Source organism: Niveispirillum sp. (assembly GCF_017996735.1).
GTDB lineage: Bacteria > Pseudomonadota > Alphaproteobacteria > Azospirillales > Azospirillaceae > Niveispirillum.
The window spans coordinates 1-24674 of record NZ_JAGOGJ010000073.1 but is presented as its reverse complement, the minus strand read 5'-3'; the positions used below and the strand labels follow the sequence as shown (position 1 = coordinate 24674).

Annotated in this window: 22 protein-coding genes; 16 read left to right on the top strand and 6 right to left on the bottom strand. The window is 64.4% G+C overall.

The features are described 5' to 3' along the window. Positions 1 to 14: 14 nt before the first annotated feature. The gene (locus KBA48_RS20525; RefSeq protein WP_292909833.1) at positions 15 to 1262 is read right to left on the bottom strand and encodes an RNA polymerase sigma factor; all 1248 of its coding nucleotides are present in this window, start codon (positions 1260 to 1262) and stop codon (positions 15 to 17) included. Then, entirely contained in the window at positions 1259 to 1636 is a 378-nt protein-coding gene (locus KBA48_RS20520) for a YciI family protein (protein ID WP_292909831.1), read from the bottom strand. Before KBA48_RS20520 ends, KBA48_RS20525 begins: the two co-directional genes overlap by 4 nt. Before the next feature lie 201 nt (positions 1637 to 1837). Between KBA48_RS20520 and KBA48_RS20515 the strand changes: the two genes are divergently transcribed. Then, positions 1838 to 2902, top strand: a complete 1065-nt coding sequence (locus tag KBA48_RS20515; protein WP_292909829.1) for a DUF1838 family protein — start codon at positions 1838 to 1840, stop codon at positions 2900 to 2902. A 33-nt stretch (positions 2903 to 2935) separates the two neighbouring features. On the opposite strand, the gene KBA48_RS20510 is transcribed toward KBA48_RS20515, so the two are convergent. Next, a complete protein-coding gene (locus tag KBA48_RS20510) occupies positions 2936 to 4201 on the bottom strand; it encodes a mechanosensitive ion channel family protein (RefSeq protein WP_292909827.1) in 1266 nt (421 codons plus the stop codon). A 289-nt stretch (positions 4202 to 4490) separates the two neighbouring features. Here KBA48_RS20510 and lepA point away from each other — a divergent pair, with 289 nt between their 5' ends. The 4 genes from lepA to KBA48_RS20490 all read left to right on the top strand — a co-directional run bounded on the left by lepA (position 4491) and on the right by KBA48_RS20490 (position 10920). Then, positions 4491 to 6293: a translation elongation factor 4 gene (gene lepA, locus KBA48_RS20505; protein WP_292909825.1), complete on the top strand. Its 1803-nt coding sequence runs from the start codon at positions 4491 to 4493 to the stop codon at positions 6291 to 6293. A 238-nt stretch (positions 6294 to 6531) separates the two neighbouring features. Beyond that, positions 6532 to 7371 (top strand): hypothetical protein, encoded by an 840-nt coding sequence (locus KBA48_RS20500; protein WP_292909823.1) that lies wholly within the window; start codon positions 6532 to 6534, stop codon positions 7369 to 7371. A 100-nt stretch (positions 7372 to 7471) separates the two neighbouring features. Further along, entirely contained in the window at positions 7472 to 8260 is a 789-nt protein-coding gene (locus tag KBA48_RS20495; RefSeq protein ID WP_292909821.1) for a methyltransferase, read from the top strand. 161 nt (positions 8261 to 8421) lie between these two features. Next, positions 8422 to 10920: an esterase-like activity of phytase family protein gene (locus KBA48_RS20490; protein WP_292909819.1), complete on the top strand. Its 2499-nt coding sequence runs from the start codon at positions 8422 to 8424 to the stop codon at positions 10918 to 10920. A gap of 57 nt (positions 10921 to 10977) precedes the next feature. Here KBA48_RS20490 and KBA48_RS20485 read toward each other — a convergent pair whose 3' ends face one another. Both KBA48_RS20485 and KBA48_RS20480 read right to left on the bottom strand, forming a co-directional pair. Beyond that, a complete protein-coding gene (locus KBA48_RS20485) occupies positions 10978 to 11370 on the bottom strand; it encodes a VOC family protein (RefSeq protein WP_292909817.1) in 393 nt (130 codons plus the stop codon). A 14-nt stretch (positions 11371 to 11384) separates the two neighbouring features. Beyond that, a complete protein-coding gene (locus KBA48_RS20480; protein WP_292909815.1) occupies positions 11385 to 12512 on the bottom strand; it encodes a nicotinate phosphoribosyltransferase in 1128 nt (375 codons plus the stop codon). A 296-nt stretch (positions 12513 to 12808) separates the two neighbouring features. Between KBA48_RS20480 and ettA the strand changes: the two genes are divergently transcribed. Further along, positions 12809 to 14485, top strand: a complete 1677-nt coding sequence (gene ettA / locus KBA48_RS20475) for an energy-dependent translational throttle protein EttA (protein WP_292909813.1) — start codon at positions 12809 to 12811, stop codon at positions 14483 to 14485. A 73-nt stretch (positions 14486 to 14558) separates the two neighbouring features. Further along, positions 14559 to 15263: a pseudouridine synthase gene (locus tag KBA48_RS20470; RefSeq protein ID WP_292909811.1), complete on the top strand. Its 705-nt coding sequence runs from the start codon at positions 14559 to 14561 to the stop codon at positions 15261 to 15263. 6 nt (positions 15264 to 15269) lie between these two features. On the opposite strand, the gene KBA48_RS20465 is transcribed toward KBA48_RS20470, so the two are convergent. After that, positions 15270 to 15407: an entericidin A/B family lipoprotein gene (locus KBA48_RS20465; RefSeq protein ID WP_292909809.1), complete on the bottom strand. Its 138-nt coding sequence runs from the start codon at positions 15405 to 15407 to the stop codon at positions 15270 to 15272. A gap of 64 nt (positions 15408 to 15471) precedes the next feature. On the opposite strand from KBA48_RS20465, the gene KBA48_RS20460 reads away from it, so the two are divergent. The 9 genes from KBA48_RS20460 (at position 15472) to KBA48_RS20420 (ending at position 24491) form a co-directional block, all read left to right on the top strand. After that, positions 15472 to 16236: a TlyA family RNA methyltransferase gene (locus KBA48_RS20460; RefSeq protein WP_292909807.1), complete on the top strand. Its 765-nt coding sequence runs from the start codon at positions 15472 to 15474 to the stop codon at positions 16234 to 16236. A gap of 60 nt (positions 16237 to 16296) precedes the next feature. Further along, the gene (locus KBA48_RS20455; protein WP_292909851.1) at positions 16297 to 17265 is read left to right on the top strand and encodes a homoserine kinase; all 969 of its coding nucleotides are present in this window, start codon (positions 16297 to 16299) and stop codon (positions 17263 to 17265) included. Further along, positions 17262 to 17729: a ribonuclease HI gene (gene rnhA, locus KBA48_RS20450; protein ID WP_292909805.1), complete on the top strand. Its 468-nt coding sequence runs from the start codon at positions 17262 to 17264 to the stop codon at positions 17727 to 17729. Before KBA48_RS20455 ends, rnhA begins: the two co-directional genes overlap by 4 nt. A 133-nt stretch (positions 17730 to 17862) precedes the next feature. Next, the gene (locus KBA48_RS20445; RefSeq protein WP_292909803.1) at positions 17863 to 18162 is read left to right on the top strand and encodes a ribbon-helix-helix domain-containing protein; all 300 of its coding nucleotides are present in this window, start codon (positions 17863 to 17865) and stop codon (positions 18160 to 18162) included. A gap of 83 nt (positions 18163 to 18245) precedes the next feature. Next, entirely contained in the window at positions 18246 to 20381 is a 2136-nt protein-coding gene (gene ligA / locus KBA48_RS20440; RefSeq protein ID WP_292909801.1) for an NAD-dependent DNA ligase LigA, read from the top strand. Between the two features lie 349 nt (positions 20382 to 20730). Then, positions 20731 to 22869 carry a transglycosylase domain-containing protein gene (locus KBA48_RS20435; protein WP_292909799.1) on the top strand — a complete coding sequence of 713 codons (2139 nt, stop codon included), beginning with the start codon at positions 20731 to 20733 and terminating at the stop codon, positions 22867 to 22869. Positions 22870 to 23141: 272 nt separating this feature from the next. Next, positions 23142 to 23285, top strand: coding sequence for a hypothetical protein (locus KBA48_RS20430; RefSeq protein WP_292909797.1), 144 nt, complete (start codon positions 23142 to 23144; stop codon positions 23283 to 23285). A 55-nt stretch (positions 23286 to 23340) separates the two neighbouring features. After that, positions 23341 to 24015 (top strand): PspA/IM30 family protein, encoded by a 675-nt coding sequence (locus KBA48_RS20425; protein ID WP_292909796.1) that lies wholly within the window; start codon positions 23341 to 23343, stop codon positions 24013 to 24015. 179 nt (positions 24016 to 24194) lie between these two features. After that, a complete protein-coding gene (locus KBA48_RS20420; protein WP_292909795.1) occupies positions 24195 to 24491 on the top strand; it encodes a PspC domain-containing protein in 297 nt (98 codons plus the stop codon). Positions 24492 to 24674: the final 183 nt, after the last annotated feature.

The window sequence follows — 24674 nt, the reverse complement described above, 5'->3', positions numbered from 1 at the left end:
GATTCCGAAAAAATTCACGGTCCCTGCAGACCGTCGAGAATCTGGCGGATATGGGCGGCTTCCGCCGGGCTGTGGGCCAGCGCGATGGCGCGACCAAAGGCGTCGCGGGCTTCTGCGGTACGGCCCAACTGCTTCAACAGGCCGCCGCGCAGCCCATGGAAATGGAAATAGCCGGACAGCCGCTCGCCCAGCGGTTCCACCATGGCCAGTGCCGCCGCCGCACCCCGCGCCTTCGACACCGCGACGGCGCGGTTCAGGGTGACGACGGGGGAGGGGGACAGGGTCTCCAGCCCGCCATAGAGCAGGTCGATCTGTGCCCAATCGGTATCGGCGGCGGTTGTCGCGCGGGCATGCAATGCGGCGATGGCGGCCTGGATCTGATAGGGGCCGGAACGGCGGTGCCGTACGGCCTTGTCCAGCAGGGCCAGCCCTTCATGAATGGCGGGCCGGTGCCAGAGGGTGCGGTCCTGATCCTCCAGCAGGATCACCGACCCATCGGCGGCGAAGCGGGCGGGGCGGCGGGCATGCTGCAACAACATCAGGGCCAGCAGCCCCATCACCTCCGGTTCGGCCGGGAACAGGCGCAGCAGCAGCCGGCCCAGGCGGATCGCCTCCTCGCACAGCGGCGCGCGGGCCGGCTGTTCCTCCGCACTTGCCGAGTAGCCTTCATTGAAGATCAGATAGACCATGGCGGCCACCGGGCCCAGCCGTTCCGGCCGGTCGGCAGCCCCCGGCGCCTCGAACGGTACCGGGTTGGTGGCGATGCGGGCCTTGGCGCGGGTGATGCGCTGTTCCATGGCGCTGTCGCCGACCAGGAAGGCCCGCGCAATCTGCTTCACCGACAGGCCCGACACGATGCGCAGCGCCAGGGCGATCTGCTGTGTGGCGGGAAGGTCGGGATGGCAGCAGATGAACAGCAGGCGCAGGACATCGTCGCGGTAATCCGCCTCGTCCAGCCGGCCCACCATGTCCGCCTCCCGGTCCGACAGGTCGGACAGGGGGGCGTCATCCTCGGGCAGGGCGACATGGCGGGCGCGTACGCGGGTCTGGTCAATGCCGGCATTACGGCCGACCATGATCAGCCAGGCGGCGGTGTCGCGCGGCGGCCCGTTCCTGGGCCAGGCGAACAGCGCGCGCATCGCCGCCTCCTGAAACGCCTCCTCCGCCAGGTCCAGATCGCGGAAATAGCGCAGCAGCGCCCCCACCGCCTGGGGCCGGGCCGCCGCCAGGGCGGCGTTGATCCAGCCTGTGTCCGTGCTCATGGCGACAGCGGCCCCCCCGGCATGAACAGGGCCACGGGCCGGATTTCATAGCAGCCCTTGCCCGGATTGGCGGCGGCCAGCTCCCGCGCCTTGTCCAGCGCCTCCTCCAGCCCCTCACAATCGACGATGTAGAAGCCCAGAAGCTGCTCCTTCGTCTCCGCGAAGGGGCCGTCCAGGATCAGCGGCTCCTCCTTGCCCTTGCGCAGGGTGGCGGCGGCGGTGGTCGGCATTAGGCGGGCGACGGGCCCCAGCTTGCCCTTGTCCGCCCAGCCCTGCTGCACCTTGCCCAGCCGGTCCATGACGATGGCGTCTTCTTCCGGCGTCCAGGCGCCGACATAATCTTCCTCGTTATAGCAAAGAATGGCGTACAGCATGATCGGGCCTCCCTTCGTTTTCATAGGACGAGGAAGTATGCCGCGCGCCGACATCCGATTTCAGAAAAATCCGTCACCGGCACTATCCCCGACGGGCGGATAGGCCCGACATCACCGCTTCACCCGCCGAACCATCGGGCCTGATGGTTTTGGCCGGACCGGCATGACCGGTTCTGGCGACAATCACAAACGGGTAAGGCCATGATCCAGGAAGCGATGTTCAAATCCCTCAGCCGGCGGTCGATCTTTTCCGGCATGGCCGGGATGGGCGCGATGGCGGCATCGGTGCCGGCCTTTGGTGCCGATCCCCGCCAAGCCAAGGGCAGCCTGCGTCCCCTGGATATCATGGACCCCAGAGAGAACCTGTACGGGTTCGGCAAGATGTGGGGCACACTGGGCCCCAGGGCCGTGCTGTCGGGATATCAGGGCGTGCAATATGCCATCGTGGGCGACAAGCGCGCGGTGCCGCTGTTCGGCTATTGCGGCTTCGGCAATAACCGCAACATCGTGCAGCCGGACGGGTCGCTGAAGGTGCTGGGCAAGGAATGCGGCTATTTCACCGATCTGGCGACGGGCGAAATCATCGATCATTGGGACAATCCCTGGACCGGGGAACGGGTGGAGGTCTTCCCCTTCCTGAATGACCGCTGGCGCGGCACCCTGACCCTGGAACAGAAGGTGTTCCGGGTGGGCGACAGCGAGACGGTGAATAACGACCTTGGCACCAAGGGGGGCACCAAGAGCCAGAAGGGCAAACCTTTCCTGCTGCCCTGGCAGCGGATCGGCGACCAGTATCTGTTGAGCTGGGATTACGCGCATGAATATACCAACCCGGTGACGCCGGAAGGCTGGCCCAAGGCGTCGACGGGAAAGCGCGTCAACCCGTCCGAACATTTCACCCTGTTCACGCCAACGGCGGAGATCGACGACCGGTCGCTGCCGTCCGCGCGTTTCCATGCCGGTTTCATGCGTCAGGCCCCCTGGTGGCCCTGGATGCGCATGGGGCAGAGCGGGGTGCATGGCGTGCTGATGGGCCGCATGCACAGCTATAAGATTACCGGCACGGTAGAGGATATCCCGAAATCGGTGCTGAAGCGGGTGGAACGCGACCGGCCCGACCTTCTTGAGGAACCGACCGATGGGCCTGATGAGGGCGTGCGCGGCACCCTGGAAGCCTATGCCGAGGATGTACCGCCGGAGGTGCCGGGTTACGTCTCCCCGCTGGCGGAAAAACGTAAGCAGATGCTGAAGGAACAAGCAAAATAAGGTGCTCGGGGGGAGGCGGTGCCCCCCCCAAACTTATGCCCCTTCGTTGGCGGCGCGCAGGGGCGGCAGGGCGAAGCCGGCGCTGACCTGTTGCAGGTCGGACCCGCTGGGGCTCTGGAACACGCGCAGGCCGAATTCCGGCATGATCGCCAGCAGATGGTCGAAGATATCGGCCTGGATCGCCTCATAATTGACCCAGGCGACGGTGTTGGTGAAGCAGTAGATCTCCATCGGCAGGCCTTCCGATGTCGGCGCCATATGGCGGACCAGCAGCGTCATGTTCTGGTGGATGCCCGGATGGTGGCGCAGATAGTTCTGCAGATAGGCGCGGAAGGTGCCCAGGTTGGTCAGGCGGCGGGCATTATACTGGTCACCCTCGTCCAGCTTGCCGTTCCACTGCGCCAGTTCCTTTTCCTTATTCCCCAGATAATCGGCCAGCACGCGGAACCGGCGCAGTTTTGCCACCTCCTGCGCCGTCAGGAAACGCACGCTGGTCTGGTCCAGGAACAGGGAGCGCTTGATGCGCCGCCCGCCCGATTCCTGCATACCGCGCCAGTTCTTGAAAGGCTCGGAAATCAGCTTGCGGGTGGGCAGGGTGGTGATGGTCTTGTCCCAGTTCTGGACCTTTACCGTGTGCAGGGCGATGTCGATCACGTCGCCATCGGCATTCATCTGCGGCATCTCGATCCAGTCGCCCACGCGCAGCAAGTCGCCCGACGAGATCTGCACACTGGCCACCAGCGACAGCAGCGTATCCTGAAACACCAGCATCAGGACAGCGGCCAGCGCGCCGACACCCGACAGCAGGATCAGCGGCGAGCGGTCCATCAGCGCGGCAATGGCCAGTACGGCGGCAACGGCGAACACCACCAACTTCACCAGTTGCACGTAGCCCTTGATCGGCTTGCGATGCGCATCCGGCCGGCGGCCATAAACGACGATGACGATGTTCAACAGGGCGCTGACCGCCATGGCCAAGGTCAAGATGATGAAGGCGGCACAGACATTACGCACGACCAGGACCAGCGCCCCGGGCAAACCGGCGATCAGATTGATCCCGACCATGATCACCAGGGCCGGCATGACATTGGCCAGACGCGGGATCAGCCGCTGCTGCGCCAGCACCTCGTCATTGCCATAGCGCGTCATGGACAGGCCGCGGCGGATCAGGCTGAGTACCAGCTTCTTCACCACAGAATTGGTGATCCAGGCCGACAATATCAGAATGATCAGGCCACCGCCCGTGCGCAGCAATGCATCATACTCAATCAGGAAATCATGAATATAATCCGGCACCATGGATATTCCTTTCCAAATTCACTTATCCGTGAAGCCCGCGTGATCGCGGAAAATCCACTGTCTGGAGGGAAGTCCATGGGCATATAGGGATGAAGCCAGCGGAATTAACCCCTTTTGTGTGTATTCTGACCTTGTGGTAGCCTTTGTGCGGGTGGCGATTGACGGCGACAGGCTTGTCCGGCCTCCTTGCACACCACCCCTGCCGCCCGCAAACCCGCACAGTCATTGCCAGAACGCCATCGGCCCCCTATCTTGCGCCGCAATCCTTCATCCTGGCGCTACTGAGTCCATGACCGACCTGTCGAAGATCCGTAACTTCTCCATCATCGCCCATATCGACCATGGCAAGTCGACGCTGGCCGACCGTCTGATCGAGTTCTGCGGCGCCATCGAGGCGCGGGACATGAAGGCGCAGCTGCTCGACAATATGGATATCGAGCGGGAGCGCGGGATCACCATCAAGGCGCAGACCGTGCGCCTGGAATATAAGGCCAAGGATGGCGAGACCTATCAGTTGAACCTGATGGACACGCCAGGCCATGTCGACTTCGCCTATGAGGTCTCGCGCAGCCTTGCCGCCTGTGAAGGCTCGCTGCTGGTGGTGGATGCGTCCCAGGGTGTGGAGGCGCAGACGCTGGCCAATGTCTATCAGGCGCTGGATGCCAATCACGAGATCGTGCCCATCCTGAACAAGGTGGACCTGCCGGCCGCCGATGTGCCGCGTGTGAAGGCGCAGATCGAGGATGTGATCGGGCTGGATGCGTCGGACGCGGTGGAGATTTCGGCCAAGACCGGCCTGAACATCGAAGGCGTGCTGGAAGCCATCGTCACCCGCCTGCCGCCGCCCAAGGGCGACAAGGATGCGCCACTTCAGGCCCTGATCGTGGATAGCTGGTACGATGCCTATCTGGGTGTTGTCATCCTGGTGCGCGTGGTCAATGGCGAGTTGAAGCTGGGCCAGAAGGTGCGCTTCATGGCCACCGGTGCCACGCGTGATCTGGATCGCGTGGGTATCTTCACGCCCAAGAAGATCGCCCTGGAAAAGCTGGGGCCGGGCGAGATGGGGTTTATCACCGCCGCCATCAAGGATATCCGCGACACCAAGGTCGGCGATACGATCACGGAGGAGCGCCGGCTGGCGCCCGCCGCCCTGGCCGGGTTCAAGCCGTCCATCCCCGTGGTGTTCTGCGGCCTGTTCCCGTCGGATGCGGCCGAGTTCGAGCATCTGCGCGACAGTTTGGGCAGGCTGGCGCTGAATGATGCAAGCTTCCAGTACGAGACGGAAAGCAGTGCGGCCCTGGGCTTCGGCTTCCGCTGCGGCTTCCTGGGTCTGCTGCATCTGGAGATCATCCAGGAGCGGCTGGAGCGTGAATTCGACCTGGATCTGATCACGACGGCCCCGTCGGTCGTGTACAAGCTGCATATGACCGACGGCAAGGTCATCGACATGCACAACCCGGCCGACATGCCGGATGTGGTGCGCATCGATCATATTCAGGAGCCGTGGATCAAGGCTACCATCATGCTGCCGGACGAATATCTGGGCGGCGTGCTGGCTCTGTGCACCGAACGGCGCGGTATTCAGAAGGACCTGACCTATGTCGGCGGCCGGGCGATGATCGTCTATGAGCTGCCGCTGAACGAGGTCGTGTTCGATTTCTATGACCGGCTGAAATCGATCAGCCGCGGTTATGCCAGCTTTGACTATCAGCTTGAGGAATATCGCGAGGGCGACCTGGTCAAGATGTCGATTCTGGTCAATTCCGAGCCGGTGGACGCCCTGTCCATGATCGTCCACCGCAGCCAGGCCGAATATCGTGGCCGTCAGCTTTGCGAGCGGTTGAAGGACCTGATCCCCCGCCACCTGTTCAAGATTCCCATCCAGGCCGCCATCGGCGCCAAGGTCGTGGCGCGCGAGACCATCGCGGCCATGCGCAAGGACGTGCTGGCCAAGTGCTATGGTGGCGACATCAGCCGCAAGCGCAAGCTGCTGGACAAGCAGAAGGAAGGCAAGAAGCGCATGCGGCAGTTCGGCGAGGTCGAAATCCCGCAAAGCGCTTTCATCGCGGCGCTCAAGATGGGTGACAACTGATCCCGGCCGACAGGCTGGAACGGTGCAGGGGCGGGCCTTTGGGTCCGCCCTTTTTCATTCGGGCTACCCCGGATAAGGCCGTGAAATCGCCATGGTTTCGCGGGCAAGATAGGTTGCGCCGCCCTGGTATCGCCTTATTATCCTACTATTCGATTGTTCCATGGGGGCGGTTGCTTTGTCACAGCGTGTTGCCGGATCGGTCCGGTACGCTGTTCGGGATTTAGCGGGGAGGGTGAGCATGCGGACAAAGGCCGGTCTGTTGGCGATGCTGTCGCTGCTGTCCACCGCGCCCGCCCTGGCGGAGGCCACGCAGCCCACGATCTTTGCCATCCGTTTCAACGGCATTACCGCTCCATCTACCCAATATGTGGCCGGCTCGCTGCTCAGCCTTCCCACCTCCGTGACGGAGGCACCCCTGGTCGCATCTGACCCGGTGGAGGGGCGCAAGGCCATGATGGCGACGCTAACCGACTGGATCGGCCGGATCTATGACGGGGCGCTGGCCCGCTTTACCGGCGATACGCCGCCGGTGGCCGGGGCTACCCCCCTTCGTGTGGCGGCCAACCCGCGCAGCTATCAGATGGCGGGCGTGGCCGCCGATGCGCAGCTACGCGCCCTGGGCCTGGACAGCAAGGTCGGCATGCGCATGGGGACGGAGGGCATGCGCCAGTCTCTGCGCCTGACGCGCGGCTGTGACCAGACCTGGCTGCCCAATTCCGTTTCCGGCGACATGGCGGGCGGCTTCGGCGCCCTGACGGGCAGTGTCCAGACCAGTTGGGGCAGCGCCTGTGCCGCCGGCCAGCAGGGCTGGCGCGTCACGGCGGGCATGGTGGCGCTGGGCACGGAACAGGCGGGGCCGAACCTGGGTATGGAATACCGGCCACGGGTGGGCAGCCTCGTCTCCGATCTGACCGGCCTGACGGCCATGAAGGCGCAGGTGGCGGACACGGGTGGCAGTGTAGGGCTGGAGGCGCCATTCCCCATCATCCGGGTGGACCGCATGAAGCTGAACGCCGATATGAGCTGGTCGCAAGATGGCGGCACGGCGCTGAAGCTGGCGACCAAGCTGAGATTCTGAAAAACGGGCAAGGGCCAGGTCTTCGCTGATATTTATGATCTCGGGAGGGTGGTTTTTGACTACTCTGCTGTCAACGCCCGCTACCCGAGTGAACCCCCGCATGTCGATCCATCAGCGCACCTTCAACGCGATCAGCGCCATCATGGCCGAACGCGGGCCGACAGAAAGTGCGATGAATGATATCTTTGAATTCCTGCTGCATTATCGCTGCCTGCTGATCAACAACACGCTTATCCAGCATGATGGGGTAAGGGTCTTTGGGGGGCCTTTCGCGGGCATGATTTTGCCCGATCCGGTGAACCGTCTGCAGGCGCCCCTGTTGTTGGGCTGCTATGAGGGGGAGTTGCACGATATCGTGCAGGCAATCCCCAATGCCGGGTATCAACGCCTGATCAATATCGGCTGCGGCGAAGGATATTATGCCGTTGGCATCAAGCGTCTGGCGCCGCAGATCGAGGTATGGGCCCATGACATCGATCCCGAGGCACAGCGCAAGTGCCAGCAGGCGGCAGCCCTGAACGGGGTTGATATCCATGTCGGCGGCGTTTTCGATCCACAGCATTTTGCCCTGCATGCCGGTCACCGTACCCTGGTCTGGTGCGATATCGAGGGGGCGGAGGCCGTGTTGCTGGACCCCGTCCTGTACCCGGCCCTTGCCCATATGGATATCTTGGTGGAAATGCACCCGACGGATGGCGGGCACACACGGGACAGTCTGCCCGCACGGTTCGCAGATACCCACGATATCGATATCCGCCATCCGGGCGGACATGCGTTCGAGATGCCAGACTGGCTGCGCGATGGCAGCCAGTTGAACCAGCTTCTGGCCCGGCTGGAATGGCGCGGCTGTGCAACGCCCTGGGCCATGATGCGCGCGCGGGCAGCATGACGCGCATGCGCAAATATACAGGACCGGCGGGAAGCGTCGGCATCTGCGCCTGTGCCCGGTTCGTCGCCCGTTTTACGCAATAATTCTGTCGCGCAAACTAAACGCCCCTGTCACGGGCGGTCGTTACAGCCCGCATCAAGTTTTCATCTTGAGGGGGCATCATGAAACTTTCATACCGCGCCGCACTGCTGGCCAGTGCACTGTCCTTTGCCGCACTGCCGGTGCTGGCCCAGTCCGCGACCAGCGTGACGCTGAACGGCACGACCTTCACGAACCAGGGCTTGCAGGGCGTGGGGCGCCTCTCGGCCGGCCTTCGCGACAAGTTCGGGGAGACGTTCGGGTCCATGTCGGCCATGCAGATCGACCTGCATAGCTGGCACCGCAACGCCGACGGTTCCTATGCCGGTACGCTCTATGCGCTGCCCGACCGCGGGTACAATGTGGCGGCAACCACCAATTACATCCCGCGCTACAATGTGTTGTCGCTGACCTTCAACCCGTACACGGGCAGCGCCGCGGCGCCGCAGACGCAGATCGGCCTGACCCTGAAGGATACGGTGCAGTTCACTGACGACAAGGGCACGCCGTTCAGCGGCCTGGACCCGGCCACGACGGGCACGGGCCTGACCTATCGTCCGGCGGCCAACGGCCTGCCCAACCTGCCGCTGACCGGCACGGGCCGGCTGGCGCTGGACCCGGAAGGTTTTGTGCGCGCCGCCGATGGCACCATCTGGGTCAGCGATGAATATGGCCCCTACATCTATCACTTCACGGGTGACGGCAAGCTGCTGTCGGCCATCGCCCCGCCAGCCAGCCTGCTGCCCCAGCGCAATGGTGCGCTGAATTTCGGCGCGGCGGAGGCGAACCCCGCCAACCCCACGCGCGGGCGTCAGAACAACCAGGGCCTGGAAGGCCTGTCGCTTTCGCCCGATGGCAAGACCCTGTGGGTCGCCTTGCAGTCGGCCGCCATTCAGGACCTGAATGCCAGCAGCACCAATACCAGCCGCCGCAACACCCGCCTGTTGTCCTATGACGTCTCCAACAGCGCCGCGCCTGTGCTGAAGAGCGAGTATGTCATCCAGTTGCCCATGTATAACAACAACGGCAACCCCACCGGCACGCTGAACCGTGTGGCGGCGCAGTCGGAATTGCTGGCGCTGAACAACACGCAGTTCCTGCTGCTGTCGCGCGATGGCAATGGCTATGGCAGCGGTGCCACGCCCAACAGCAGCCCGACCAGCTTCTACCGCCGGATCGACCTGATCGACGTGACAGGCGCCACCAATATCGCCGGCACCGCCTATGATACCGGCACTTCCATCGCGCCGAACGGCGTTCTGGTCGCCGATATCAAGCCGGTGCAGTTCGCCAGCTTCGTGGACATCAACGACGCGGCGCAACTGACCAAGTTCGGTCTGGTCAACGGCGCCACCAACAACGTGAATTGCCGGACCCAGTGCCTGTCGGAGAAGTGGGAGGCGCTGGCCCTTGTCCCCGCGCTGGACGCGGCCAAGCTGGATGATTTTTTCCTGTTCGTGGGCAATGACAATGACTTCGTCACCCAGAACGGTTTCCAGGTGGGTCAGGCCTATAGCGATGCGTCCGGTGTCGAGAATGACACGATGCTGCTGGCCTATCGCCTGACGCTGCCCACCTATGTCGATCCGCTGGCAACCGAGAGCCAGGCGCTGACCGGTCCCGCCATCGGTCAGGCGCTGGGCGAAAGTGCGCTCGCCGCCACTGCCGCCGCGTCGGCCGACCTGACGGGCCGTACCCAGGCCATCCGTGCCGGTATGGCGAACCGCGCCGAAGGCAGCTTCGAAATGGCCGCCGGCGGCAACTGGGGCGCCCTGGCGCGTGACGATCAGGACGGTAAGCGCCTGTCGAAGCCGGAAAGCTGGTCGGCGGGCGTTGCGGGTGACTATGCCGTGTCCGGCACGGTGCGTATCGGTCTGGCCCTGAACTATGCTGACACGGATGGCAAATTCGGCAATCTGGGCGGGGCCAAGGTCACGGCCTGGGGTGTCGGCCCCTATGCCACCCTGTCGCTGCCCGGCGGTTTCTATGCCGATGCCAGCTACCGTTACACCGACCTGAAGGTCGAGGATATCAGCCGCAACACCTTCGCCTACAACCTGACCGCCAATGGCGAGACGGAGGGCAAGGGCCATCATGTGGGGGTGGAGTTCGGGTCCGTCGCCACGGCGGGCGCCCTGCGTTACGGCCCCATCGTCAGCTTCAATTACGACCGGGTGGAACTGGACGCCTGGAAGGAAGCGGGGGCCCTGCATCTGAACCTGGATCATCCGGATCTGGCCGAACAGCAGTTGCTGTTCAATGTCGGTGGTCAGGTGTCGACCAGCATCGATCTGGGGGAAGGCCGGGTGGCCGTGCCGGAACTGCGGTTGGGGTATCAGGAAGACCTGATCAAGGATGACGGCCAGACCTACACGACCGTCCTGTCCAACCGCCGCGACAGCGCCCTGGCCCGCAATACCACCATCCTGCCCGATCCGCAGGGTGATGGTTTCCGCGTCGGTCTGGGCCTGTCGCTGTCGGTGGCCGACAATGCCGGCCTGTACCTGTCGGGCGACACCCTGTTCGTGGAGGATGACAAGCCCGACTACACGGTGGGTGCGGGTCTGCGGGTCGGGTTCTAACAGACAGAACCGGGTTTAGGGCGGAATGGGAAAGGGGGCGTGCGACCGCCCCCTTTTTCATGCCTGCGGTTCGGGTGGCAGGATCAACTGCCAGGAGATGCCGAACTGGTCCACGATCCAGGCGAAGCGCGGAGCGAAGGGGTAGCTGCCGAGCGGCATCAGGGCCGTACCCCCCTCCAGCAGGGCGGACGACAGCCGGTCCACCTCTGCTGCCGAGTTGCATTCGACGAAGATTGAGGTGGCCGGGGTAAAGGTGAAACCATGCTTTCCCGGGCTGTCGAAACAGATGATATCGTGCCCGCCCAGGGTGAAACGACCCTGATACACGCCCTTTCCATCAGGATGATGGATAAGCGATGTGAGGGTGGTGTCGGGGAACAGGTCGACATAGAAGCGGATGGCCTCCTCGGCTTTGCCATTGAACATCAGGAAGGTGGACGCCTTCATCATGGTCTCTCCCCTCATTATCGCCGCAGCAGGAACTCCCGCCCGACCTTGACCCGCTTCACCCCGTCATATTCGACGATGTCGGTGGTGGCATAGGTTTCCGACCATTTGTCGGGCAGGTAGCTGCCGGTGCCGACCACGTCGATCGGGGCGCCGGCATCGGCCATGACGCGGCATTTTTCCGGGCTGAAACCGCTGCTGGCCACGATCTTCACTTTGGTGAAGCCGGCCGCGTCCAACTGTTCGCGCAGGTAATGGATGGCAGCGGCCGACACGCCGGCCCCGATCAAGTGGCGCTGTTCGCTTTCATCCCGATAGCCCCGGATGGCGTCCGGCGCGTGGCGGTCCAGCACGGCGTAGCTGGTGGGCGGGTCCAGCCCTTCCAGGAAGCGCCCGCCCGGCGTATCGATGCGCAAGCTGAGGTCGCCCGCCGCCGCCATGTCGGGGAACCGGCGGCAGACGGACAGTGCATCCGTCACCTCCCGCCCGAAATAATCGACCAGGACGGTCATGGGCTGGCCGGGGAAGGTCTCGTTATACATCTCCGCCGCCCGCACGGTGGAGCCGGCATAGCCGATCAGGGCGTGGGGCATGGTGCCCAGCCCCTTGTCGCGCCCGAAATAATGGGCCGTGGCGTCGGTGGCATTGCCGATGAAGCCGACGGCCCCGTCGCGCCGGCGGGCGCGGGCCGATCCGACCGACGCCGCATAGGCCATGATCTCCGCCATCTCCGTGCCGGCACAATGCCGGGCATCCATGGCCAGGAACGCCACCTTGGGCAGGCCGGCACACATCATGTAGGCGTTGTAGGCGGCCACACAGGCGGGACCCAGCTTCATCAGAAACAGGGTCTCCAGTTCGGCCATCTGGCTGAACGGGCCGGTGATCCACATCATGGGCTCACCGGCACCCACCCATTTTGTCTCTTCGTAATTAAGCTGGATGTCCGGTGTGAAGCCACGTTCGGCCGCCACGGACCGCAGCCAGTCCAGCGCCAGCCGGGGGGCAAACACCACGGGGCGGCGCATGAAGACCGCATAGGTAACGGGCAGGTCGCCGAACTTCTCCACAATCGCGCGGGTGCGCTGGAAATAGACGTCCGTCCAATGGGCGACGTCATCGGCGGCGGGGGGCGTCTGGGTCATTCCGGTGCGATCCTGAAAGGGCCGCCGATGATAAGCCGATCCTGCCCCCATATGGCAAGACATGCCCGCCTGTGAGGCGCAATCAATGCATCTGACGGGCTTCAAGCCTGCGATCCCGTGCGGCCAGGAAGCAGCCGTGCCAGCCTGTCATGGCGTTTGCCGCGCGTTATACCGCTTGGGTTCGCCCCTCAAATCGGGGTATGAGATAGCCTCAAACGAAGGTTCTGCGTAAATCGCCTACACAGGACCTGCACAGCCCGGAATCAGGCGAAGTTATATATAAGGAAATCAATAAGATGGCCGCGTATCAATATGTCTATGTAATGAAGGGTGTGACCAAGGTCTATCCCGGTGGCAAGAAGGTGTTCGAGAATATCTGGCTGTCCTTCTATCCCGGCGCCAAGATCGGCGTGCTGGGTGTGAACGGTGCCGGTAAGTCGACCCTGCTGAAGATCATGGCCGGGCTGGACAAGGATTATAATGGCGAGGCCTGGGCCGCCGAGGGTGTGAAGGTCGGTTACCTGCCGCAGGAACCGCAATTGAACCCGGCCAAGAATGTCTGGGACAATGTCATGGAGGGCGTGGCCCCGACCAAGGCGCTGCTGGATCGCTTCAATGAAGTGTCGGAAGCCATGGCCGATCCCGACGCCGATTTCGACGCGCTGATGGCCGAACAGGCCGATTTGCAGGAAAAGATCGACGCGGCCGACGCCTGGGACCTGGATCGCACGGTCGAGATTGCCATGGACGCGCTGCGCTGCCCCGCTGGCGACGCCGCCGTGGACAAGCTGTCGGGCGGTGAAAAGCGCCGCGTGGCGCTGTGCAAGCTGCTGCTGTCCAAGCCCGACATGCTGCTGCTGGACGAACCGACCAACCATCTGGACGCCGAAAGCGTGGCCTGGCTGCAGCGCTTCCTGGCCGATTATGCCGGTACCGTGGTGATGGTCACCCACGATCGTTACTTCCTGGATGCCGTCACCGGCTGGATCCTGGAACTGGATCGCGGTTCGGGCATCCCGTACGAGGGCAATTATTCGGCCTGGCTGGAACAGAAGCAGAAGCGTCTGGAACAGGAAGGCCGGGAAGAGGGGGCCAAGCAGAAGCAACTGGCCCAGGAACTGGAATGGGTGCGTGCCAGCCCCAAGGCGCGTCAGGCCAAGTCCAAGGCCCGTATCCAGGCCTACGAGGAATTGCTGGCTTCCGCCAACCAGAAGGAAGCCATCGGCGAAACCCGTATCGTCATCCCCACGCCGCCGCGCCTGGGCAATCTGGTCATCGAGGCCGAGAATCTGCGCAAGGGCTTTGGCGATCGTCTGCTGATCGACGATCTGTCCTTCCGCCTGCCGCCCGGCGGCATCGTCGGTATCATCGGTCCCAACGGTGCCGGTAAGACCACCCTGTTCCGCATGATCACCGGTGCTGAAAAGCCCGATGGCGGCACCTTCAAGGTGGGCGAGACGGTGCAGCTTGGCTATGTCGACCAGAGCCGTGACAGCCTGGACGACAAGAAGAACGTCTGGGAGGAAATCTCCGGCGGTCTGGACGTGATCGAGCTGGGCAAGAAGTCCATGCCGAGCCGCGCCTATGTGTCGGCCTTCAACTTCCGTGGGCCCGACCAGCAGAAGAAGCTGGGCCAGCTTTCGGGTGGTGAGCGCAACCGCGTGCATCTGGCCAAGATGCTGAAGTCCGGCGCGAACGTCCTGCTGCTCGACGAACCGACCAACGATCTGGACGTCGAAACGCTGCGTGCGCTGGAAGAGGCGCTGACCACCTTCCCCGGCTGCGCCGTCGTCATCTCGCACGATCGCTGGTTCCTGGACCGTCTGGCCACCCACATCCTGGCGTTTGAGGGCGACAGCCAGGTGGTCTGGTTCGAAGGCAACTATGCCGACTATGAGGCCGACAAGCGCCGCCGCCTGGGGGCCGAGGCTGACCAGCCGCACCGCATCAAGTACAAGCCGCTGGAACGTTGATCCCGGTGCATTTCTGCTGATAAAGGGCCGGGGAGCGATTCCCGGCCCTTGTTTATTGAATGGGGTTTCGTCAATGCGCCTTGTCCGCCTGATCGCCAATCTGGGTTATGGCAGCCAGAAGGACTTGAAGATGCTGCTGAAGGCGGGCCGCGTCACGCGGGCCGATGGCAGCGTCCTGTCCGATGGGGACAAGGTTGACCATGCCGATATCCGCATCGACGGGCAGGAACTGGACCCCCCGCAAGGCTCCGTGTTGATGCTGCACAAGCCGGCGGGCTACACCTGTTCGACCAGCGATCCGGGGCGGGTGGTGTATGAGCTGTTGCCCGAGCGGTTCGAATATCGCAACCCGATCATCGCCCCCGTCGGCCGGCTGGACCGCGACACGACGGGTCTGCTGCTACTGACCGATGACGGACAGTTGCTGCACCGGATCATCTCGCCCAAGGCCGACGTGCCCAAGGTCTATGAGGCGGAACTGGCGCGGCCCCTGACGGGGGAGGAGGAGGCGGTGTTCGCCTCTGGCACCCTGATGCTGAAATCGGAAAAGACGCCGCTTCTGCCCGCCACGCTGGAGGCGCTGGACGAGACCCGCGCGCGCCTGACCATCCGGGAAGGGCGCTATCACCAGATCCGCCGCATGTTCGCCGCCGTGGGCAACCATGTGGAAACGCTGCACCGCGTTTCCATCGGCGGTCTGGGCCTGGGCGATCTGGCGGAGGGGGAGTGGCGGCTGCTGGATACGACCGAAATCGCGTCCGTCTTTGCCGCCGGGTAAGCCCTGTTACTTCGCGCCGTTGGCGCTGCCTTCGATGGCCTTGCCGGCGCTCTTGATATCCTTGCCCACGCCTTCGACGGTGTTGCAGGCGGACAGGGACAGGGCGGCCAGGGCCAGGGTGGTGAGGATCAGGGCGCGTTTCATTGGCTTATCCATGGTTCTGGGACTATCAATTCCAGTTACTCCATTATTGCAAAAGCGTGTCCACATGTCCAAGCCGCCAAAAGTCAAAGAGCCGAAAGTCAGAGTGGATCAGGCTCTGGTCGATCGCGGCTTGGCCGAAAGCCGGTCCAAGGCCCAGGCTCTGATCCTGGCCGGGCTGGTCTATGCCGACACCCGCCGCATCGACAAGGCGGGCGATACCGTGCCGGAAAGCCAGTTGCTGATCGTCAAGGGCCAGGATCATCCCTGGGTCAGCCGGGGCGGGCTGAAGCTGGTGAAGGGGCTGGACAATTTCGGCATCGACCCGACGGGCATGACCGGTATTGATGTCGGGGCGTCCACCGGCGGCTTCACCGACGTGCTGCTGACGCGTGGCGCGGCCAAGGTCTATGCGGTGGATGTCGGGCACGGACAACTGGCCTGGAAAATCCGTGAGGATGAGCGGGTCGTGGTGCTGGAAAAGACCAATGCCCGCCACCTGAATGCGGCGATCATCCCTGACCCCATCGATATCGTGGTCTGCGATGCCAGCTTCATCGGCCTGGAAACCGTCCTGCCCGCCGCCATGGCCCTGACCAAACCGGGATCTTATCTGGTGGCCCTGATCAAGCCGCAGTTCGAGGTGGGCAAGGGCCGCGTCGGCAAGGGCGGGGTGGTGCGCGAACCCGAACTGCACCAGGAGGTCTGTGACCGTATCCAGGCCTGGCTGGCGGGGCAGGCCGGTTGGACGGTGCTTGGCATCGCCGAAAGCCCCATCACAGGGCCGGAGGGCAACAAGGAGTTTTTGATCGGCGGACGCCGCACGGAATAGGGGTGCCATCCGCACCGGCCGGGATTGACCCGGATCGCGGAACCGGCTACCCATCCCGGCATGGCCGTCTATACCGAAGTTTCCGACGAAGATGTCCGCGCGTTCGTTGCCCAGTATGATCTGGGTGACGTGGTGTCCTGCAAGGGCATCGCGGAAGGCGTGGAGAACTCCAATTTCCTGCTGGTGACCGGCAAGGGTCCATTCATCCTGACGCTTTATGAAAAGCGTGTGGACCCGGCGGACCTGCCGTTCTTCCTGGGCCTGATGGACCATCTGGCGGCACGCGGCCTGACCTGCCCGCAGCCGGTGGCCGGCACCGATGGGGTGGCGCTGCGCAGCCTGTGCGGCCGTCCGGCGGTCATCGTCACCTTCCTGAAAGGCATGTGGCCGCGCCGCATCCTGGCCGAACATTGCGCCGGCCTGGGCGAAGGGCTGGCCCGCTTGCATCTGGCGGGCGACGGTTTCGACCTGACCCGCCGCAACGCCCTGTCGGTCGCTGGCTGGCGCCCGCTGTTCGAGGCGTCGCGCTGGCGCGCGGACGAGGTGAAGCCCGGTCTGGCCGATGCGCTGGCCGGTGAACTGGATTTCCTGGAGGCCAACTGGCCCCAGAATCTGCCGGCCGGCATCATCCATGCCGACCTGTTTCCCGATAACGTCTTTTTCAGTGATGGGGCGCTGTCGGGGCTGATCGATTTCTATTTCGCCTGCAATGACCTGTTCGCCTATGACGTGGCCATCTGCCTGAATGCCTGGTGTTTCGAGGCGGATGGCGCTTTCAACGTCACGAAGGCGCGGCTGCTGCTGGCCAGTTACGACCGGGTCCGCCCGCTGTCGGCGGCGGAACGGGATGCCTTGCCGATCCTGGCCCGGGGCAGCGCGATCCGTTTCCTGCTGACCCGCCTCTATGACTGGCTGAACACGCCACCGGGTGCCATGGTGAAGCGCAAGGACCCGCTGGAATATCTGCACAAGCTGCGCTTCCACCAGCAGATCCGCCATATCGCCGATTACGGGCTGGACCGGTCGTGAGCGATCTTGCCGCCGTGCCCAGCAATGTGGTCGATGCCTTCACCGATGGGGCCTGTTCGGGCAATCCCGGCCCTGGCGGTTGGGGCGTACTGCTGCGCTGGAACGGCACGGAAAAGGAATTGAAGGGTGGGGAGCCCGACACGACCAACAACCGTATGGAACTGCTGGCCGCCATCAGCGCGCTGGAGGCGATGAAACGCCCCGTGCCCATCCGTCTGCATACCGATAGCCAATATGTGAAGAACGGCATCACCACCTGGATTCACGGCTGGAAAAAGAATGGCTGGAAGACGGCGTCCAAGGACCCCGTGAAGAACGAGGATCTGTGGCGCCGCCTGGACGATCTGGTGGCCCGCCATCAGGTGGAGTTCCATTGGGTCAAGGGCCATGCCGGCCATGTGGAGAATGAACGTGCCGACCAGTTGGCCCGCGAAGGCCTGCGCGAGGCCCGGGACCGCACCTGATATCATGCACATGTGCGTTTAGCGGGGGGCACAGGCGTCCGGAACGTATACGAAATGTCCGGATCGGCTTTTGCGTTCCAGCACTTATGCCTGTATAATCGTGCAGTCAATTAACCAGCAGGGTTCGTGACCGGTGCAGAATCTTCTGCGCATCCTGGGCCAGACCTCTTACGAACAGCGGCGGCGTGAATTCACCGTCGATGGAAGGCGGGTCAGTGCCTGCGTCAGTCAGGAATGCTGGGACGCGCTGGAGGATATCAGCGCTCAGGAAGGGGTCAGCCTGGAAACCCTGATCGCTGGCGTGGCACGCCGCTGCGGACGGCGCAGCCTGTCGCTGGAACTGGATTTGTTTGCCATCTCCTATTACCAGACCGCCAGCCTGCCGGCCGGCGGTTTGCGAGATGTCGAGCCGGCCAATCTTTTGCCCTGCTGACATGGGGTTCAGGGCCATTGCCCGCCGCCATGCTCTCTCGTAAAAGGGGCGGAGCCGCCCGCTGATCCGAGAGCGCCCCCCGCATGTCCTCCCCCTTTCGCCTGACCGATATCGATGCCCTGAGCCTGGAGGAGGCCGCTGCTGAGCATGCGGCCCTGGTGGCGGAGATACGCCATCACCGTGAGCTTTATTATTCAAAGGATGCGCCGGCCCTTTCGGATGCCGACTATGATCGGCTGGAACAGCGGCTGGGCGGGATCGAGGCGCGCTTTCCCGAACTGATGACACAGGACAGCCCGACCCAGACCGTGGGGGCGGCCCCGTCGTCCGGATTTGGCAAGGTGAAGCATGCCGTGCCCATGCTGTCCCTGGCCAACGCGTTCGAGGATGGGGATGTCGCCGATTTTGTGGGCCGCATCCGGCGGTTTTTGAACCTGCCGGACGACACGCCCGTCAGCTTCGTGGCGGAACCCAAGATCGACGGCCTGTCCCTGTCCCTGCGGTACGAAAAGGGCCGGCTGGTTCAGGCTGCCACGCGGGGCGATGGCGCGGAGGGCGAGGATGTGACGGCCAATGTCCGCACCATCCGCAGCATCCCGCACGAACTGACGGCGCCCTTTCCGGATGTGGTGGAGGTACGGGGCGAGGTCTATATGACCCGCGCCGACTTCCTGGACCTGAACCGGGCGCAGGCGGAAAAGGGTGACAAGGTCTTTGCCAACCCGCGCAACGCCGCCGCCGGTTCGTTGCGACAGTTGGACAGTTCCATCACGGCCGGTCGCCCCCTGCGCTTCTTCGCCTATGCCTGGGGTGCCCTGTCGGAACCGCTCGGCGCCACACAGTCGGAAAGCCGGCAGCGGCTGGAGTCGTTCGGCTTCACCCTGTCCGCCCCGTCCCGCCTTTGTGCCGGTTCCGATGACCTGCTGGACTATTACCGGGAGATCGGGCGGCTGCGGTCCGAACTGCCCTTCGATATCGACGGGGTGGTGTACAAGGTCGACAGTCTGGCCCTGCAGGAACGGCTGGGCTTCATCTCCCGCTCTCCGCGTTGGGCGACCGCGCATAAATATCCGGCCGAACAGGCGACCACGCGCCTGAACGCCATCTCCATCCAGGTGGGCCGCACCGGCGCCCTGACCCCCGTGGCGGAACTGGAGCCGGTGAATGTCGGCGGCGTGGTGGTCAGCCGCGCCACCCTGCACAACAGGGACGAGATCGAGCGCAAGGATGTCCGTGTCGGCGATCTGGTGATCGTGCAGCGTGCAGGCGATGTGATCCCGCAGATCGTAGGCTTCGTGCCGGAGCCGGAGCGCGAACGGGCTGAGCCTTATGCCTTCCCGGAATGCTGTCCGGAATGCGGCTCCATGGCGGTGCGGGAGGAGGGGGAGGTGGTCACCCGCTGCACCGGCGGCTTGATCTGCCCGGCCCAGGCCGTGGAGCGCCTGCGCCATTTCGTGTCGCGCAATGCCTTCGACATTGAAGGGCTGGGGATCGAGCGTATCCAGCTATTCTTCGAGCAGGGGCGTATCAGACAGCCGGCCGATATCTTCACGCTGGAACGTGAAGAGGAGAAGCGGCTGGATCGGCTGGTCAGCATGACCGGCTTCGGCAAGAAGTCGGTGGAAAAGCTGTTTGCCGCCATCGAGGCGCGGCGGACCATCGCGTTGGACCGCTTCATTTTTGCCCTGGGCATCCGCCAGATCGGGGAGGCGACGGCCAAGCTTCTGGCCAGGGCCTATCGCACGGCGGAAAACTGGCGCGACCGCATGGTTGCGGCGGCGGCCGAGCGGGCGGAAAAGCCGGAGGAGAAGAAGCCTGAACTGGTGGGGGAGGCCTATGCCGAACTGTGCGCCATTGAGCAGATCGGCGTCAGCGTCGCCGACGACCTGACCGATTTTTTCCGCGAACAGCATAATCTGGACGCGCTGGCAGCCCTGCTGGAACAGGTGAAGCCGGAGGAATATGTGCCGCCCGCCGCTGCGACGACCTCCCCCGTCGCCGGCAAGACGGTGGTCTTCACCGGTACCCTGGTCACCATGGGACGGTCGGAGGCCAAGGCCAAGGCGGAGGCCCTGGGTGCCAAGGTCGCCGGGTCGGTCAGCGGCAAGACCGACTATGTCATCGTCGGTGCTGATGCGGGGTCAAAGGCGGCCAAGGCGCAGGAACTGGGCGTCAAGATCCTGTCGGAAGAGGAATGGGCCGCCCTGATCGCCGGGTAGGGGGTGGCTGGCTTTGCTGCTGCCCTTGTTGCCCTCACCCTCCCGTTGGCTGACGCCAACGGGTCCCTCCCTCTCCCAGTTTCGTGGGCGAGGGGCGGAAATTCAGGCTATGTACCGGTTTCTGCCCCTCGCCCGCTTGGGGGAGAGGGAGGGGCCCAAGCCTGTCAAGGCCTGGGAGGGTGAGGGAAACACCCATGATTAATACTCTCCCGCAGGGGCGGCGCGCCCCACACATGCCGCCGCATCATCCCTGAAATCGCCTTAATGGTGGCGCATCAGCTTGTCCGGTGGGTGGCCCGGCCCTATCCTGGCTGCCGATCCCTGAAATCGCCGTTGCCGGACACGTCCCTTGAGCACGCTGAACGCCCCGAAACGTTTCCAACCCGCCGCCGCCAGCCCGGCCCGGCGTGGCCCCCCCGGCCCGCCGCCGGGTGGCAATGGCGGAAACGGAGGCGGCAATGGGGCCGGCGGTCCGCCCAAGGAGCCGGACAAGGAGAAGACCCCGCGCAAGCCGTCGCCCCGCAAGACCTGGGGCAAGCGTATCCTGTCCGGCCTGATCGTCGCCGGCATCTGGGGGGTGATCGTGGCGGCGGGCACCATGGCCTATGTCGCCCATGACATGCCCAGCATTTCGGAAGTGGCCAGCGCCACCCGGCGCCCGGCCATCACGCTGGTGGCCCTGGACGGGACGGAGTTCCAGCGGCTGGGCGACATGCGTGGCGAAACGCTGGATGTCAGCGAACTGCCGCCGCATTTCGTTAATGCCCTGATCGCGACGGAGGACCGGCGTTTCTTCAGCCATTTCGGTGTCGATCCTGTCGGCATCGCGCGCGCCGCCTATTCCAACTACCGCGCCGGGCGCACGGTGCAGGGCGGATCGACCCTAACCCAGCAGTTGGCCAAGAACCTGTTCCTGACGCCCGACCAGAATTTCAAGCGCAAGGCGCAGGAAGCGCTGCTGGCCGTGCAGTTGGAGGCTACATACAGCAAGGAACAGATCCTTACCGCCTATCTGAACCGGGTCTATCTGGGGGCCGGGACCTTTGGTGTGGATGCTGCCGCCCGCACTTATTTCAACAAGTCGGCGCGTGACCTGACATTGCGCGAGTCGGCGATCATTGTCGGCCTGCTGAAGGCGCCGTCCCGCTATGCCCCCACGGCCAGCCTGAACCGCGCGACGCAGCGCATGGGCGTGGTGCTGCGTGCCATGCTGGACGAGGGCTATATCAACCAGGCGCAGTTCGACGCGGCCATGGCCGCGCCGCAGGCGCCGGCTCGCAAGGCCAGCGAGGATGGCGACGGCCGCTATTTCGCGGGCTGGGTGGCGGACCAGTTGCCGGCCTTTGTCGGCGCCGACCATGGCGACCTGATCGTCTACACCACCTTCGATCCCGGCTTGCAGCGGCAGGCCGAACAGCGGGTGACGGAGATGCTGCGCGGTCCCGGCGCGGAGGCCAAGGTGAACCAGGCCGCCGCCCTGGTGATGACGCCGGAGGGCGCCATCCGCGCCATGATTGGCGGCCGCGATTATTCCAGCAGCGAATTCAACCGCGCCACCCAGGCCCTGCGCCAGCCCGGTTCCGCCTTCAAGCCCATCGTCTATCTGACGGCGCTGGAGGAAGGGTGGGGCGAATACAGCACCATCCTGGACGCGCCCTATCGCAAGGCCAAGTGGAACCCCGGCAATTATGACGGCAGGTTCCGGGGTGATGTGACCCTTCGTGATGCACTGGCCCATTCGCTGAACACCGCCACCATCCGGTTGGCGGAGGCGGTGGGCATCGACAATGTCCGGCATACCGCCAAGCGCCTGGGCCTGACCACGCCCATGCGCCGCGACCTGTCGCTGGCGCTGGGCACATCGGAAGTAACCTTGCTGGACCTGACCGGTGCCTATGCCACGCTGGCCAATGGTGGGGAGGCGGTGATCCCGTATGGCATCCTGGAAATCCGCGACATGGATGGCGGCATCCTGTATCAGCGGCAAGGGTCGTCGGCCGGCTTCGCCGTGGCCGCCCCGCATGTGGAGGCGATGAACCGCCTGCTGGCCGGTCCCGTCACCTATGGCACCGGCAAGGCCGCCATGCTGGACCGGCCCACGGTGGGCAAGACGGGCACGACCCAGGATTACAAGGACGCCTGGTTCATGGGCTATACCGCCGATCTGGTGGGCGGTGTCTGGCTGGGCAATGATGACGGTGCCCTGATGAAGAAGGTGACGGGCGGTGGCCTGCCCGCCAAGCTCTGGCATGCCATCATGGCCGACGCCCATCAGGGACTGCCGCCCCGCAACCTGCCGGGGCTGGGCGGGTCCGTTCCGGCCGTGGATGCGGCGACCGCCCCCGTGGCGGCCGAACCCGCCGCAGAACTGCCGGCCGATGGCACCGTGGTGCAGACGGCGGAGGGTGCGCCGCCCCCCGAACAGCCGGCCCCCAGCGAAGGCGGTGATCCCATCGGCGACCTGCTGCGCCGTCTCACCGGCCGGTGAGCTTGCCGACATATTTTTAGCGGCTTCCGCCCGTTGAAGAGCCCTCGTTCCATCCGGATCGGGGGCTTTTCGTTTTTGGTGTCGGGGGAGTGGTGGATTTCGCCACTCAATAGCGATTGGCGCTATCGGCTCCTCGCTCGCTGCTGGGCGGGTTGGAAAAGAATGGCGGAAAACCGCCATTTCCGGGGCTGGCGCAGCACTTGGCACGGCGTTTGCTTTTATGTCGGCATGGCTGAAACGGCCACCGAAATTTGAACCCGATGGAGACGACAATGAGCACGATGACCTTCTTCGCCGACCGCGCTGCCCGCACCAACAAGGTTACCGGCGACCTGAACCTGGCCAGCCTGACCGAAATGGTGCCGGTGCTGGTGGCCGCCCTGGTTGCGGTCCTGACGCTGAACCTGCTGGTCTGATCGCGCCCCTTCCTCCAACCCGCCTGTACCACCTGTTTCAGAAGGAGCCCCGAAAATGGGCCTGATCGACCGCCTCGGTGATGTCATCAACGCCAACCTGGCCAGCTTGCTGGACCGGTCGGCCGACCCGGAGCAGACGCTGAACCAGGCGATCCGGGAAATGGAGGACACCCTGTCCGAAGTGCGCTGCGGCACTGTCCGCATGATCGCGGAGAAGAAGGAACTGGCCGCCAACTGGCGCGCGGCCGAGTTCGAGATGCTGGAATGGGAACGCAAGGCCGAGATCGCGCTGGCCCATAACCGCGAGGATCTGGCCCGTGCCGCCCTGGCGGCGAAGGACGAAATCCTCCGCGCCGCCGCCCCAGCCGAGGCCGAGATCAAGGCCCTGGAAACGGCCATCAGCCGGATGACGGAGGATGCCCGCGCCCTGGAGGATAAGCTGGCCGAGGCGCATGCCCGCCGCCGCAGCCTGGCCGCCCGCTACCGCGGTGCCGTCGACCGGTTACGGGCCCGAACCAGCCTCTATGATGGCCGCCTGGATGAAGCGCTGGCCCGGTCCCGCGAACTGGAACGCGAGATCGATCATGTGGAAGCCGCCGGCGACGCCCTGTCCATGGGCCGGCCCCGCAGCCTGAAGGACGAGTTCGCGACGTTGGAGGCCAAGGGCCGGGTCGAGGATGAACTGGCCGCGCTGAAGAAGCGGGTGGCCGAGCGCGGGTCCGCCGCGTGAGTTTTTAAACTCCTCAGACGCCGGCGCCGCATCCGCGGCTTGGCTTTACGGCACTTCGAGGTGCCGCGGCGGCAGTCGCCGCCGTCGCGTTCCCGGCGAACCGGAAACGCTCTGCTTTCACCCCTGGCGCCAGATGGGCGACGGGGTCCCGTTAAACAGATGGAACGATGGAGAGAAACGTGAGCCGCTATAACCGCCATTTCGACCGCTTCACCAGCCGCTTCCAGGGTGGGAAGCTCTACAAGGACAGCACCAACGGCATCCTGTTCGGCGTCTGCGCCGGGGTCGCCGAATGGCTGGGGATCAGCCGCCTGTGGGTGCGTATCGCGGCCGTGCTGTCGATGATCTTCCTGGGCGGTACCACCATCATCGCCTACTTCGTGGCGGCCCTGGTCCTGTCCAACCGCCCGGCGGCGGCCAAGTATGACCGTTACGCCCGCGCCTTTGGCGAGGATTACCGGGAGTGGCGCCGCTAAGCCAGCGGCACCCTTCCGGGAAAGGAACAGGCGGGGCCGGGGGGACCCGCCTGTTTCGTTTTGGGTAACCAGCCCGCTGTCCCTCACCCTCCCATCGCTTGGCAGCGATGGGCCCCTCCCTCTCCCTCAGGCGGGCGAGGGGCGAAAACAGGCATATCCTCGATGTTTCACCCCTCGCCCGCC